Genomic DNA, 13440 nt, shown 5'->3' on the forward strand with positions numbered 1-13440 from the left:
CACTCACGCCCGCACCCCTGCCGAGAAGAGGCCCACCCCCATGCCGCAGAAGCACCGCAGACCCCGCAAGAAGCTCGCCGCCCTCGCCGCGGTCACCGCCCTCCTCGCCACCGGCGGGGCCCTGGGCACCTCCACCGCCCTGGGAGCGCCCACCGTGTCGCCCGTGGCAGCCCGAGCAGCCGAAGGCGCGCGCGTCGTCAGTGAGAAGTGGCTCGACGCCCGCACCGTCGACCTCACCATCGACTCACCCGCCGTGGGCAAACAGCTCCCCGTACGCGTCATCCTGCCGACCCGCTTCAAGGAACAGCCGGACCGCACATGGCCCGTGCTCTACCTCCTCCAAGGCGCCCACGACGACTACACCTCATGGACCCGCGAGACGGACGTCGAGGACTTCCTGGCCGACAAGGACGTCATCACCGTCCTTCCGGCGTCGGGCCCCACCGGCATCCCCACCGACTGGTGGAACTACGGCAGCTCCAGCGCCCCCGACTACGAGAACTTCCAGGTCGAGGAGTTGACGGCTCTCCTGCGCGACACCTACCGCGCGAACGGCACCCGCGCCGTCGCCGGGGTCTCCACCGGCGGCTACGGAGCCCTGGCGTTCGCCGCCCGGCACCCCGGCACCTTCGGCGCTGCGGCCTCGTACAGCGGTGTCGTCGACACGACCGCCCTCGGCATGCCGATGGTGATGAACGCCATCGTCGCCCGGGAGCTCCAGCTCCCCTCCGCGCTCTGGGGCAGCCCCTTCCTGCACCGCGAGAACTGGAACCGCCACAACCCGGCCGCCCTGGCCGAGCACCTGGCAGGAACCCGGCTCTACGTCTCCCAGGGCAGCGGCATCCCCAGCAGCGACTTCGGCAACCTCGAAGGCGCGATCCTGGAGGGCACGCTGTGGGGCCAGGCGCACGAATTCACCCGGAAGCTGGAGCGCGCCGGAGTCCCGGCGACGGTCCACTTCTACCGTGGCGGCTCGCACGCCTGGTCCTCCTGGCAGCAGGAGTTCAAGGCTTCCTGGCCGACCCTCGCGGCGGGCCTTGGCCTTCCCGCTGAGGGGTCCTGACGTCGGCGGCGGAGAGGCGGGCCAGCCTCCGTTCGTCCGGCCAGCGCACCGCACTCGCCCACGAGGCCAGCTCGAAGAGACGTATGAGCCGGGCGCTGGAGTCGAGCTGGCCGCGCAGCACTCCGTGCCGGGCGGACGTCGGCTCTGCGTGGTGGAGGTTGTGCCAGGACTCGCCGCCGGACAGCGGGGCGAGCCACCACACATTGCCCGAGCGGTCACGGACCCGGAAGGGCCGGTCGCCGCTGATGTGGCAGATCGAGTTGATCGACCAGGTGACGTGATGGAGCAGACCGATGCGGACGAGCCCGGCCCAGAAGAAGGCGGACCAGGCGGCGCCGGAGTCCCAGGCGCCGTCGCCCCAGAGCCCGCCCGCCACGGCGGGCGCACCGAACGAGAACAGCACGATCAGTGGCTGCCACCGGGCCACCGTTGCCAGATCGCGGTCGGCGAGGAGGTCGGGGACGTACTTCTGCTGGTTGGTCCTGTCGTTGTTGAAGGTCCAGCCGACGTGCGCCCACGCCATGCCCTTGAGCAGCGCGCCCACGGAGGTGCCGAACCGCCAGGGGGAGTGCGGGTCGCCGGGCTGATCCGCGAACTGGTGGTGGCGGCGGTGATCGGCGCACCAGGTGATCGCGTCGCCCTCGACGGCCATCGTCCCTGCCACAGCGAGGGCGACCTTAAGGGGACGAGTCGCCTTGAACGCCTTGTGCGTGAACAGGCGGTGGTAGCCGATGGTGATGCCGTGCACGGCGATGGCGTACATCACCGCGCCGATCACCAGATCGTGCCAGGTGACGCCCCAGCCCCACAGCACGACGACGGACGCGATCACCGCGACGAAGGGAATGCCCACGAACACCCCCACCACGACCCGGTCAGCTGTGCCCATGCGTTCGCCCCAAGCGGCGTTCGCGCTCTCTTCTGCCATGTGAGTTCTCACCTTTCAGTGCGGGTGAGCCGGACATTAGCGACGGAAATGGGGAGGTCTCTACTCGGAAAGTGATGACAGTACGACGGCTCGGTTAGCGATCCTGGTGAATTGGAGCCGATCGACTTGTGAAAGGCGGGTGTTGCGCCGCACTGTTCGAACTCGCACCGTACGAAACCCGCACCGTACGAAACCCGCACCGTACAAATCCGCACCGTACGAACCCACATCGTTGGACAGCTGTGCCGAAGGAGGAACGTCATGGATGTGCTCGCAGAGGCAGTCGTAGCGGGAGCCGGCGCGGACGAGCTGCGCCGTCTTCCCTTACCCGCCGAATTCACCGCCGCGCATCTACGGAGGGAGGACGTGGAGAGTTTCACGGGGGTGGCGGACAAAGACGTCCGAAAGACACTCCACGTCGGATCGGTTCCGATGCCGGAACTCGCCCCGGACGAAGTCCTGGTGGCCGTCATGGCGAGCGGGATAAATTACAACACCGTGTGGTCGGCGATGTTCGAGCCGATATCCACGTTCGCCTTTCTGCGGCACTTCGGCGCGCAGGGCGGATGGGCCGAGCGACACGATCAGCCGTATCACGTCGTTGGTTCGGACGCGGCGGGCGTCATCGTCCGTACGGGGGCCGGGGTGCGCCGCTGGGCCGTCGGCGACGAGGTCGTGGTCACCCCCGCCTACGTCGACGACGAGGAACCGGCGACCCACGCCGACGGCATGCTCGGCGACTCCCAGCTGGCCTGGGGCTTCGAGACCAACTTCGGCGGGCTCGCCCACTACTGCGTGGCCCGCGCCAACCAGCTCCTGCCCAAGTCGGGGCAGCTGACCTGGGAGGAAGCAGCGGGCAATCCGCTGTGTGCGGGCACCGCCTACCGCATGCTGGTCAGCGACCGCGGCGCGCGGATGACGCAGGGCGACATCGTGCTGATCTGGGGCGCGGCGGGCGGCCTCGGCGCGTACGCCGCGCAGCTCGTGCGTAACGGCGGCGGCATCGCGGTGGGCGTGGTCGGCAGCGAGGAGAAGGCCGAGCGGGCCCGCGCCTTCGGCTGTCACGCGGTGATCAACCGGGCCGAGATCGGCCTGACCGGCACCGCTCCGGCCGATCCGACGGCGGTCGGCAAGAAGCTCGGCAGGCGGATCCGCGCGGCGGTGGGGGAGGACCCGCACATCGTGTTCGAGCACGTGGGCCGGGCGACCTTCGGGGTGTCCGTCTTCGTGGTGCGCCGGGGCGGCACCGTCGTCACCTGCGGATCGAGCACCGGCTATCTCCACGAGTTCGACAACCGCTACCTCTGGATGCGCCTCAAGCGCGTCATCGGCAGCCACGGAGCCAACCTCCAGGAACAGGCCGCGGTGGCCCGGCTCCTGGACCTCGGACACATCCGGCCCGCGCTCTCGGTGACGTACGACCTCCAGGACACGGCCGAAGCCGCCCGCCTCGTCCAGACCAACCGCCACACCGGGAAGGTCGGCGTGCTCGGGCTCGCGCCCCGGACCGGTCTCGGCAAGCGGGACGTCGTCGGCTGATACCCCCGACCGCCTCCCGGGCACGGGCTCGTGAGCTCATGCCCGGGTTGGGTTCAGGCAACCGGGAAGGCCTGTCGGCTCAGCGCAGCACCGTCACATAGATGACGGGCGAGACGGCGCCGCCGCCGACGATGCGCAGGGAGTTGCGTCCCTTCCAACCGAGCTTGACCCGCATGTTGTACGCCCCGGAGCGCGCGGTGTACACCGACGCGGGCAGCGACACCCACCGCTTGCCCTGCTTCTGCTGCAGCGTGACGCGCGTGCCCGCCCGCATGTGGTGGCTGACGCCGTAGATGTGGAAGTCGTGCCACGCGTGCACGCTGCCCACGGTGGACTTCGCCGTCAGCGTGGGGCGCGGGGCCGTGGTCGCGGCGGCCCCGGGCGCGTGCGAGGCATGCGGGCTCACGGCGCCGGCACCGGCCGCCGCGGGGCCCGCCAGAACGGCGAAGGCCGCGATTCCCGCCACCGTCACGTACTTCACCGATGTGTACTTCACCGGCGCGTACTTCAGCTTCAACCGATTCACGGTCAACTTCTTGTCCCCATCTCTCTGTTGATTTCTCGTTTGGTCGACTTACCGAGAAAGCTGTGCCAGCCGCCTGCGGGACGCTCTCCCACTTCGAGCCCGCGCAGCTTGGCGAGGACGGCTGGGTCCTGGACGTCGAGCCAGTCGACGAACTGCCGGAAGGAGACGAGGCGTACGTCCTTCTTCCCGGCCATTCCCCTGAAGGCTTCCTCGACGGCGTCCATGTAGATGCCGCCGTTCCACTCCTCGAAGTGGTTGCCGATGAAATAGGGGGCACGGTTCGTCTCGTACGCGCGCCGGAAACCGGCGAGATACGAGTGCGTCGCCTGGGTGCGCCAGCCGGGATAGTTGTACGAGGGTGCCCGCGTCGAATTCTTCGACTGGTTGGCCAGGACGTTGTAATCCATGGACAGGACCTCGAAACGGTGCCCGGGGAAAGGGATCTGCTGGAGCGGCAGGTCCCATACGCCGAGGCGCTTCTCCGGCCACCGCTGTGATCCGCCGGGCGACGAGGAGTCGTAACGCCAGCCGCGTTCGCGGGCGACGGGCAGCAGATTGTTCTGGCCGAGGAGGCAGGGGGTGCGGCCGCCGACGAGTTCCTTGTCGTAGTCGAAAGGCAGCGACGGCAGATCGGTCCAGCCGGTGTTCGTGCGCCATTCCTTCACGAAGGCGGCGGCCTGGTCGATTTCGCTGTGCCATTGCGCGGGCGTCCAGTTGGCGACGCTGCCCGTTCCCGTGCAGAAGTGGCCGTTGAAGTGCGTGCCGATCTCATGGCCTTCGAGCCAGGCCTGCCGGACGTACTTCAGTGTCTCCTTGATGTGGCCGTCGGTGAGATAACCGATGTCGGAGGCGCCGACCGCGTTGTTCGGCGGCTTGTAGAGACGTTTCTTGGATTCGGGAAGGAGATAGAGCCCCGAGAGGAAGAACGTCATGCGCGCGTCGTGTTCCTCGGCCAGCTTCAGGAAGCGCGGGAAGAGGCCGTTGCCGACCTCGCCCGCACCGTCCCAGGAGAAGACGACGAACTGCGGGGGCTTCTCGCCCGGCTCCAAGGGGACGGGGGCGTCGGGCTGCTTCGGCTGCTTCCCCGTGTACGTCGTCGAACCGTCGCCGATCGGCCTCGCCGGATGCTGCTTCCGCTGCGCGCCGTGCTGGCCGTCCTCTCCCTCGTGACCGTGCCCATGTCCCTGTCCCCGTCCCGACGGCGACGGGGAAGCGGAATCCTCGGATCCCCACTCCTTCGCGCCGCACCCGGCAAGACCCGCGCCCGCTGTCACCGCAAGTCCGAGACCCAGCGCGTGCCTTCGGCCGACTGAGCGCATACCCACTCCGTTCGTTCGCTTCCTGTTCGCAACCATGTGTAGACCGCAGGAAGATGAACGAATCAGATGAATATATGTTTTTAGGTATTTTGACCCGAACTGGGTATTCGCCCGGGTCGTGACACGCGGAAGCGGAGGCGCTGTCCCGCCGGGGGAATGACGGAGCGTAAGATCTGACGGCTCATCATCGGAGCGCGCGGCCACGTCCGGTGCGGGAGTGGCTCCCCGCAGCCGAGACCTGGTGGGCGCCGTACCGTTACTTCCGCGCGGCCCGGACGACGGAGAGTTTCTCTCGCCGGGCGGCGGAATCAGGCAGCTGGGTGCGGTCGCGTCACCAGGCGGGTGACGAGGTCGTGCCACCCGGCCTCCACCCGGTCGAGCGGCAGGCGGCGCTCGACGATCAGGTGATGGACCAGCGCGCTGTCGATGGAGCCGAGCAGGGTGTGTGCGAGGAGCTCCGTGTCGCCCGCGACGCGCGCCTGGCGCAGCAGCATCGCGACGTGCGTGAAGCGCAGCCGGTTCGCGGGGACCTCGTAGGTGCGCAGTGGATCGGTCCGTGAGGACAGGATCAGCTCGTGGTGGTCGCGTTCGTGGCGGATGAGGGCGGGACCGAACGCGTGCAGGCGCTCCAGGGGCGGGGCGTCGGGGCCCAGCGGGGCGGGGCCCGAGAGGAAGGCGGCCTGGAGCTGCTGCTCGTGGTGGTCGAGCAGGGCGACGAGGAGCCCGGTGCGGTCACCGAAGCGCCGGAAGACGGTTCCCTTGCCGACTCCGGCCGCCGCGGCCACCGCGTCCATGGTCAGCTGCGCGGCCCCGCACCCGGTCATCAGCTGTGAGGCGGCCTCCAGCAGACGCATGCGGTTGCGTGCCGCGTCGGCCCTGAGCGACGGCGGTCCGCCGACCGGGGTGATGACGAGCTCAGCCGCCCCACCCGGTGGGTCGGGCGGGGGGAGGGGCGGGGGAAGGGAGCTGGTCATGGGACCAGCGTAACGCCGTGAGCGGGTAAGTGGACCGCGGTCCGGATAGGTGGTACAACTTTAAACGGACCCCGGTCCGCTTGTTCTCATGTCCCGCAGGTGAGTTCCGTCCGCACCTTTTTCAGGAGTTCCGCCATGTCTGTACGCATCCTCGCCCTCGTCGGCAGCCTCCGCACCGGCTCCCACAACCGCCAGCTCGCCGAGGCCGCCGCCAAGCACGCCCCCACGGGCGTGGACGTCGAGCTGTTCGAGGGTCTCGCGGACGTGCCCTTCTACAACGAGGACATCGACGTCGAGGGCAGCGTCCCGGCCGCCGCGGCCCGTCTGCGCGAGGTGGCCGGCGGCGTCGACGCCTTCCTCCTCTTCTCGCCCGAGTACAACGGCACCATGCCCGCCGTCCTCAAGAACGCGATCGACTGGCTGTCCCGCCCGTACGGCGCCGGTGCGATCTCCGGCAAGCCGGTCGCCGTCGTCGGCACCGCGTTCGGCCAGTACGGCGGCGTGTGGGCGCAGGACGAGGCCCGCAAGGCCGCGGGCCTGGCCGGTGGCGCGGTCCTGGAGGACGTCAAGCTGTCCATCCCCGCCTCTCTGACGCGCTTCGCCGAAACCCACCCGGCCGACGACGCCGAGGTGACCACGGCCCTCACCGAGGTCGTCACCCGTCTCACCGAGAAGGCCACGCCCGCCGCGGCCTGACGCTTCGGCGAGGCTTCGCACAGCAGATACCGCTCCATCGGCCGGCCGCACTCCGTGCAGGCCGGCCGTTGCAGGCTTCCGCGCCACGCGGGTGGAAGGTTAGTCTGCCAACTCCACGTGATCCCTGAGGAGTCGAGAGCGAGATGCCCGGTCACTGAGCACGCGTTGACGTCGTAGGCCGCTGTCGGCCTGTCATCGCGTGCTGCCATCGAGCTGCGGCACGGCGAACCTTTCGCTGCCTCAAGGGGTCCCTGTGCCGTCCCTCTCCCGTGCCGTTTCTCGTGCTGTTTCCGCGCGACCTCCGTCGAGCCTGTGGCGGGACGCCGACTTTCGAAGACTCTGGCTGGGACAGACCGCCTCGCAACTCGGGGCGCAGGCAGGGCAGGTGGCCCTGCCGCTCATCGCCGTGGTGGCACTCGACGTGGGCGCAGGTCAGCTCGGCGCCCTGCGCGCGGTGGAACAGGCGCCGATCCTGCTCTTCTCGCTCTTCGCGGGCGCGTGGGTGGACCGTCGGCGCTCCCGCAACGTGATGATCGTCGCGGATCTCGGGCGCGCTCTGGCGCTGGCTGCGATCCCTCTCGCGTACGTACTTGGACTGCTCGGGATTCCGGCGCTGCTCGTGGCCGCCTTCCTCGTCGGTGTCCTCAGCGTGTTCTTCGATGTGGCCTACCAGGCCTCGCTCGTAAGGCTGTTGGACCGCGATCAGCTGCTTGCGGGAAACAGCGCGTTGGAGGGCAGCAGGTCCGCGGCACAGATCGGCGGGCCCGCGCTCGGCGGCGCGGCGGTGTCGCTGTTCTCCGCGCCGATCGCCACCGCGGGTGCCGCGTTCTTCTTCGCGCTGTCCTTCCTGTCGATCCGGCGCATCCGGCGAGGCGAGTCGGTGCCGGAGCCGGTCGAGGAGGCCGCCGGGCAGCCATCGCGTGTCCTGCGGCAGATCCTGGAAGGTCTCCGCCTCGTGGTCGGCAATACGTCGTTGCGGGCCGTGGGGGTCGCCACAGCCCTCTTCCAGTTCTCGTTCGCCGCCGTGACGACCGTCTATCTGCTCTTCCTGCCGCGCGAGCTGAACCTGTCGGGCATGGCGGTCGGCCTGGCGCTCGCCGCCATGGGGCCGGGCGCTGTGGTGGGCTCTTTGCTCTCGGCGAGGCTGCCGGGGAGATTCGGTCACGGCAGGGTCCTTGTTGGCTCGGCGGTGCTTGCCGACGCCGTGATGCTCTGTGTTCCCGCGCTGCACGGCCCCTCGGCCGTCACCGTCGGCTCGCTCATGGCGATCAACTTCGTCTTCGGCGTCTTCAGCCAGCTGGTCAACGTCACGATGATGGCCGTACGGCAGGCCATCACGCCCGTCCGTATGCAGGGGCGTGCCGTCGCGACCATCAACTTCGTCGGCATGGGACTGACACCGCTCGGCTCGCTGCTCGGCGGTTTCCTGGCAGGCGCCTGGGGGCTGCGCACGAGTCTGCTCCTTACCGCCTTCTGTCTGGCGCTGTCACCGCTGTTCATGGCCCTCTCCCCGCTGGCGCGCCTGGGGAATCAGCTCCCGGCCGAGGACGATGTCGCCGTCCGGCGAGGGGCGCCCTAGATTGGCGCTCATGTACTCGACACAGGTATCCCGTCACGTGAACGCGCCGCGGGCTGCGGTGTACCAGGCCCTGCTGGACGCGGACGCGCTGGAGCGCTGGCGGGTGCCGGACGGCATGAGCGGCCACGTGCACGCCTTCGACGCGTGCGAGGGCGGGCGGTTCCGTGTCTCGCTCACCTACGACGAGCAGTCCGGCACCGGCAAATCGGCCTCGCACACCGACACGTACCACGGCCACTTCGCGAAGCTCGTGCCGAACGAGCAGGTGGTCGAAGTGCTCGCCTTCGAGACCGAGGATCCCGCGCTGCGCGGCACGATGACGATGACGACCACACTCACCGACGCGGACGGCGGAACCGATGTCCTCGTCGTGCACGAGGGGATCCCCGACAGCGTCCCCGCCGCCGACAACGAGACGGGGACGCGCATGGCGCTGGCGAATCTGGCCCGGCTCGTCGAAGGGACGCGGTAGCAGCCGCGCAGTGGATCGGGTGGCTCAGCTCCGGGTGCGTCCGGACAGGGCCGCCGCCACCGCGACGACCGCGAGCAGTGCGATCGCGGGTGCCAGCGCGGCGGCCGTGCCGTGGCGGAGCTGCAGCAGCCCACCCACGAGGGCCCCGGCGAACATCGCGGCGACCGACACGAACCTGCGTACGGAAGCCGGGCCGAAACGGTCGGCGGCGAGGCCCGTCAGGGTGCGGGTCAGGACGGTGGTGTTCAGATCGGGTACGGCGAGTCTGCCGACCACGGCGTTCTGCGCCCCCATGCCGAGCGCGAGCAGCACGATCAGTACGTGACTGACGTCGGCGGCCAGGTCGAGCACCAGGGCCGCCGCCACCAGCACGGCGTGCGCCGCGACGAGGAGCGCGAACAGCCGGTGCGGATCCGCGACCCGTGGCGCGATCCGCCCGCCCGCCCACGCTCCGACCACGAAGGCGCCGCCCGCGAGGAGCGACGCCGTCGCGGACAGTTGCACGTCGCCCGCGAGCGCGAAGCCCAGGAAGACCACATTGCCGGTCATGTTGGCGACGAAGACACGGTCGAGACCCAGATAACTGACGGCGTCGACAAGACCCGTGACGAAGGTCAACAGGACGAGGAGCGGAGGCAGCACGCCGTGGTGCCCCTCGGCGTCGGGGAAGAGGAGGGCGGCGGCCCGGCCGAGAAGTGAGTTCATACCGTCTCTTCGGCAGGGAGACGCGGCGGCCCGACCCGCGTGTGCCTACCTCCCCACCTCCCAGGCTCGGCGCACATCGCCACGGGGGTCTTCATGGACCGTCCAGTGCCGGTCGATGACCTTCGTGGTCCGGCGGACGGTGTCGTACGGGGCCCAGCCGGGGTCGCCGGTACGGGCGAAGCGGATCCAGGCGGCGTGCATGCGGGGTGCCAGGTCGGGAGGAGGAGCGGCACCGGGGCCGAACAGGGCCCCGGGGAGGATGAGTTGCTCCGAGTCGACGTCGAAGACGAAGGGGAGTTCCATCGTGTGGGTGGCGCCGAGCAGGCCGTCGAAGGCACGCGAGCGCCAGTCGAACCGGTAGCTGTAGGTGGCGCCCGATGACCGGCGGGCATGCGCATCGGCCAGGGCCCAGCTTCCCGCGCCGAACAGGGCGTCACCCATGACGGCGGATCGCAGCTCTCCCGGGCCTGCTTCGGGGTGTGCCGCGCGGTACGTGTCGACGAGCAAGTCCGGCCGTGGGTGGGAGCGTTCGGCGGCTGCCCGGACATCGGCCATGGTCGAGGTGGCGTAGGCGCCGGAGGGGACGAGGTAGAGGTTGCCCTCCTCGGCGTTGGTGCCGATGAGGAGATCTATGTTGGTGCTGCCCTGTCCGGCGGCGACGGCGTCGGTGGGTTGGCGGTCCGCGACCACGCTGAAGGGGCTGAGCCCGATCAGCGGGTCGTGGGCGGTCGTGGTCCGCAGGTCGGTCCCGCCGATCCGGGCCGCGGCCTCGACCAGGCGCGCGTCGGGGACCGCGTCGAAGTCGTCGGCATGCGGCGCGATGCCCAGGGCGGACGCTGCCGCCTCCGTCACCCGGGCGGCCTGCTCGGGCGAGAATGCACCCAGGCCGCTGCCGCTCTGCACGATGGCCCGCCGGACCAGGCCCCTGCTCTCCGGCGCGGCGATGACGGCACCGGTGAGGGTGGCGCCCGCGGACTGGCCGAAGAGCGTGACCTGGTCGGGGTCCCCGCCGAACGCGGCGATGTTCTCGCGTACCCAGCGCAGGGCGGCGAGGACGTCGAGCAGACCACGGTTGCGCGGAGCTCCGGGCAGGTCGAGGAAACCGGCCATCCCGAGGCGGTAGTTGACGGTCACCAGAACGACACCGTCGCGTGCGAAGGCGGTGCCGTCGTACAGGCTCGCCCTGGTCGAGCCCGCCACGAAGCCTCCGCCGTGGACGAAGACCATGACCGGAAGGGCTTGGTCCTGCCCTTGGCGGCCGGGGTGGTCGGGGGTCCAGATGTCGAGGGTGAGGTAGTCGTCGCCGGGGATCCAACCCGGTCCGAAGTAGGGCGACATGTCGATGGCGCCCAGATTCCGCTCGGCCTGCGGTGCGGTCGGGCCCGCTGCGGTCGCGTCCCGGACGCCGTCCCACGGGGCGTGCGGCGCGGGGGCGGCGAAGCGACCCGTGTGGGCCGGGGGTGCGGCGTACGGGATGCCGCGGAAGACCGTGACGCCCTCGTGGCGGGCGCCTACGACTGCGCCCTGCGCTGTGGACACGGTGCGGTGCGCGGTGCGGGGGTTCGTGGTGCGGCGGTTCGTGGTGCGGTTGGCGCTGGTCATACGTTGATCACCTGTGCCTCGTCTCCCTCCGTACGCACGTACGGCGTGAAGGGCGCCCACCTCTTGATGGCGAACGCGCTGCCCGAGCGCTCGACCTCGGCGGCGCCGTGGCCTCCCAGGTGCGCGGGGACGACCAGCGCGTTGTGGTCGGCGGCCCAGCCGAGGATCCGGCGGCGGGTGGCGCGGGCGCCGACGGGGTCCTCGCAGAAGCAGCTGTTGTGGTCCGGGTCGACGAGCTGGACGGGGCTGTGCAGCAGATCGCCGACGAAGACCGCGCGGTCCGTGCCGCTGACGAGGGTGAGAACGCTGGAGCCGGGGGTGTGTCCGGGGGCCGCTTCGAGGCGCAGATTGGCGTCGATCCGGTGGCCCGTCTCCCACAGGTGCACCTGTCCCGCCCGGTGCACGGGGGCGACGCTGTCCTCGAAGACGTTCTGGTTGCCGCGGCCGAGCAGGGGCTTGTGGCCGTTCTCGGGATTCCAGAAGTCGAAGTCGTCCTTGGGCAGTAGATAGGTGGCGTTCGGGAAGGTGGGGACCCAGTCCCTGTCGTCCAGGTAGGTGTTCCAGCCGACGTGGTCCACGTGCAGATGCGTGTTGATCACGATGTCGACGTCCTCGGGGGCGACACCGGCGCGCCCCAGGGTGGCCAGGAAGTCGGTGCGCAGGTGACTCCACACCGGGGAGTACGGGCGCTCCTTGCCGTTTCCGGCGCCGGTGTCGACGAGGATGGTCTTCCCTTCGCTGCGCAGCAGCCAGCTCTGGACGGCGGCGTTGACGATGTTCGTCCGAGGGTCGAGGAAGTCGGGCGCGTGCCAGGCGGGGTTGTCGCGCCAGGCGTCCTCCGGGCTGGTGGGAATGAAGGCGCCGGGCGTCATGCCGACGGGCCCGTAGTACTCCTTGACTCGGGTTACGGTGACGTCGCCGAGTTCGATCTGTTCCGTGAGTTCCGTCTGTTCTGTCTGTTCCGTGCGTTCCATCGGGGTGCTCCATGGCTGGGGGAGGACTGGCTTCGGACCACCACCGTCGTCCCGTCCGCGCAGGTCAGCCAGACCCGCCGCTGCCTACCCCGCACAGGGTCAGGCTGTCGTGCACCGGCCGATGCAGACTGGGGGCATGGGTGAACGAGGCCGGCTCGGCGACTTTCTGTACGTACGACGCTCCCAGCTGCGTCCCGCGGACGTCGGCCTGAAGGATTACGGCGACCGGCGGCGCGTGACAGGCCTGCGCAGGGAAGAGCTCGCGCTGCTCGCCGGTGTCAGTGCCTCGTACTACACGAGGCTGGAACAGGGCCAGTCCGTAGGGGCGTCCCCGGAGATCCTGGACGCCGTCGCCCGGGCCCTGGGTCTCAACGAGTCGGAGCGCGGGCATCTGCACGATCTCGCCGACGCAGGCAGAAGGCGGGCCCCGGCCCGCCGACCACGGCCCGAGCACGTGGGGACCACCACGCTCCACCTGCTGAGCACGCTGGAGAGCGTCCCGGCACTGGTCAGCGGCCGTCGCGCCGATGTGCTCGCCTGGAACCGGCTCGGCCACGCGCTGTTCGCGGCGCACATGAGCCCCGAGAGCCCCGAGCGGGTGGCGGAGCGCCCGAACCTCGCCAGGATGCTGTTCCTCGACCCCCACACCCGCGCGTTGTACACCGACTGGACCGCGAAGGCCAAGGCCGTCGTCGAGAATCTGCGGATGGTCGCGGGACGCTACCCCGACGACACGCTGCTCACCTCACTCATCGGTGAACTCACCGTCAAGAGCGCCGAGTTCGCCACCATGTGGACCGGCCACGGGGTGCACCCCTGTGACTTCGCCAGCTACGAGATGCGGCACCCCCTCGTCGGCACCCTCACCGTGACCCAGCAGAGCCTCCATCTCCCTCAGGCGGCGGACCAGAACCTGGTGCTCGCCGTCACCGAGCCCGGCTCACCGTCGAGGGAAGCGGTGACCCTCCTCGGACAAGCCGCCACCGCCACCGCTACTGGTAGCGCCACCGCCACTCGTGCTGCCACCGCCGTGAGCGGGCATCCCTAAGGCGGAGTGAGCATC

The 13440-nt window shown here is 69.9% G+C and carries 13 protein-coding genes; 6 read left to right on the plus strand and 7 right to left on the minus strand.

The window, feature by feature from the left end; all coding sequences use genetic code 11:
• Positions 1–40: 40 nt before the first annotated feature.
• Positions 41–1063 (plus strand): alpha/beta hydrolase, encoded by a 1023-nt coding sequence (locus tag ACWFRJ_RS02030; protein WP_453524156.1) that lies wholly within the window; start codon positions 41–43, stop codon positions 1061–1063.
• On the opposite strand, the gene ACWFRJ_RS02035 is transcribed toward ACWFRJ_RS02030, so the two are convergent.
• Complete coding sequence (locus tag ACWFRJ_RS02035; protein WP_453524159.1) at positions 1005–1991, minus strand: acyl-CoA desaturase; 987 nt, start codon at positions 1989–1991, stop codon at positions 1005–1007. The genes ACWFRJ_RS02030 and ACWFRJ_RS02035 overlap by 59 nt on opposite strands.
• Positions 1992–2252: 261 nt before the next feature.
• Here ACWFRJ_RS02035 and ccrA point away from each other — a divergent pair, with 261 nt between their 5' ends.
• Entirely contained in the window at positions 2253–3530 is a 1278-nt protein-coding gene (gene ccrA / locus ACWFRJ_RS02040; protein WP_453524162.1) for a crotonyl-CoA carboxylase/reductase, read from the plus strand.
• A gap of 79 nt (positions 3531–3609) precedes the next feature.
• Here ccrA and ACWFRJ_RS02045 read toward each other — a convergent pair whose 3' ends face one another.
• The 3 genes from ACWFRJ_RS02045 to ACWFRJ_RS02055 form a co-directional block, all read right to left on the minus strand.
• Entirely contained in the window at positions 3610–4056 is a 447-nt protein-coding gene (locus tag ACWFRJ_RS02045) for a hypothetical protein (RefSeq protein WP_453524165.1), read from the minus strand.
• A 2-nt stretch (positions 4057–4058) separates the two neighbouring features.
• Positions 4059–5375, minus strand: coding sequence for a hypothetical protein (locus ACWFRJ_RS02050; protein ID WP_453524168.1), 1317 nt, complete (start codon positions 5373–5375; stop codon positions 4059–4061).
• 308 nt (positions 5376–5683) lie between these two features.
• Positions 5684–6349, minus strand: coding sequence for a TetR/AcrR family transcriptional regulator (locus ACWFRJ_RS02055; protein ID WP_453524171.1), 666 nt, complete (start codon positions 6347–6349; stop codon positions 5684–5686).
• 135 nt (positions 6350–6484) lie between these two features.
• Here ACWFRJ_RS02055 and ACWFRJ_RS02060 point away from each other — a divergent pair, with 135 nt between their 5' ends.
• The 3 genes from ACWFRJ_RS02060 to ACWFRJ_RS02070 all read left to right on the plus strand — a co-directional run bounded on the left by ACWFRJ_RS02060 (position 6485) and on the right by ACWFRJ_RS02070 (position 9096).
• Entirely contained in the window at positions 6485–7045 is a 561-nt protein-coding gene (locus ACWFRJ_RS02060; protein ID WP_453524174.1) for an NAD(P)H-dependent oxidoreductase, read from the plus strand.
• Between the two features lie 253 nt (positions 7046–7298).
• A complete protein-coding gene (locus ACWFRJ_RS02065; RefSeq protein ID WP_453524177.1) occupies positions 7299–8624 on the plus strand; it encodes an MFS transporter in 1326 nt (441 codons plus the stop codon).
• Between the two features lie 10 nt (positions 8625–8634).
• Entirely contained in the window at positions 8635–9096 is a 462-nt protein-coding gene (locus tag ACWFRJ_RS02070) for an SRPBCC domain-containing protein (RefSeq protein WP_453524180.1), read from the plus strand.
• 24 nt (positions 9097–9120) lie between these two features.
• Here the strand turns inward: ACWFRJ_RS02070 and ACWFRJ_RS02075 are convergent, their stop codons facing one another.
• Genes ACWFRJ_RS02075 through ACWFRJ_RS02085 form a run of 3 tightly spaced genes read right to left on the minus strand, consistent with a single transcriptional unit; the run spans position 9121 to position 12377 of the window.
• Positions 9121–9801, minus strand: coding sequence for a YoaK family protein (locus ACWFRJ_RS02075; protein ID WP_453524183.1), 681 nt, complete (start codon positions 9799–9801; stop codon positions 9121–9123).
• Between the two features lie 45 nt (positions 9802–9846).
• Complete coding sequence (locus ACWFRJ_RS02080; protein WP_453524186.1) at positions 9847–11403, minus strand: carboxylesterase/lipase family protein; 1557 nt, start codon at positions 11401–11403, stop codon at positions 9847–9849.
• Positions 11400–12377 carry an MBL fold metallo-hydrolase gene (locus ACWFRJ_RS02085; RefSeq protein WP_453524189.1) on the minus strand — a complete coding sequence of 326 codons (978 nt, stop codon included), beginning with the start codon at positions 12375–12377 and terminating at the stop codon, positions 11400–11402. The genes ACWFRJ_RS02080 and ACWFRJ_RS02085 overlap by 4 nt, the downstream gene beginning before the upstream one ends.
• 136 nt (positions 12378–12513) lie before the next feature.
• Between ACWFRJ_RS02085 and ACWFRJ_RS02090 the strand changes: the two genes are divergently transcribed.
• The gene (locus ACWFRJ_RS02090; RefSeq protein ID WP_453524192.1) at positions 12514–13425 is read left to right on the plus strand and encodes a helix-turn-helix domain-containing protein; all 912 of its coding nucleotides are present in this window, start codon (positions 12514–12516) and stop codon (positions 13423–13425) included.
• Positions 13426–13440 lie beyond the last annotated feature (15 nt).

Source organism: Streptomyces sp. NPDC055239 (assembly GCF_053606205.1).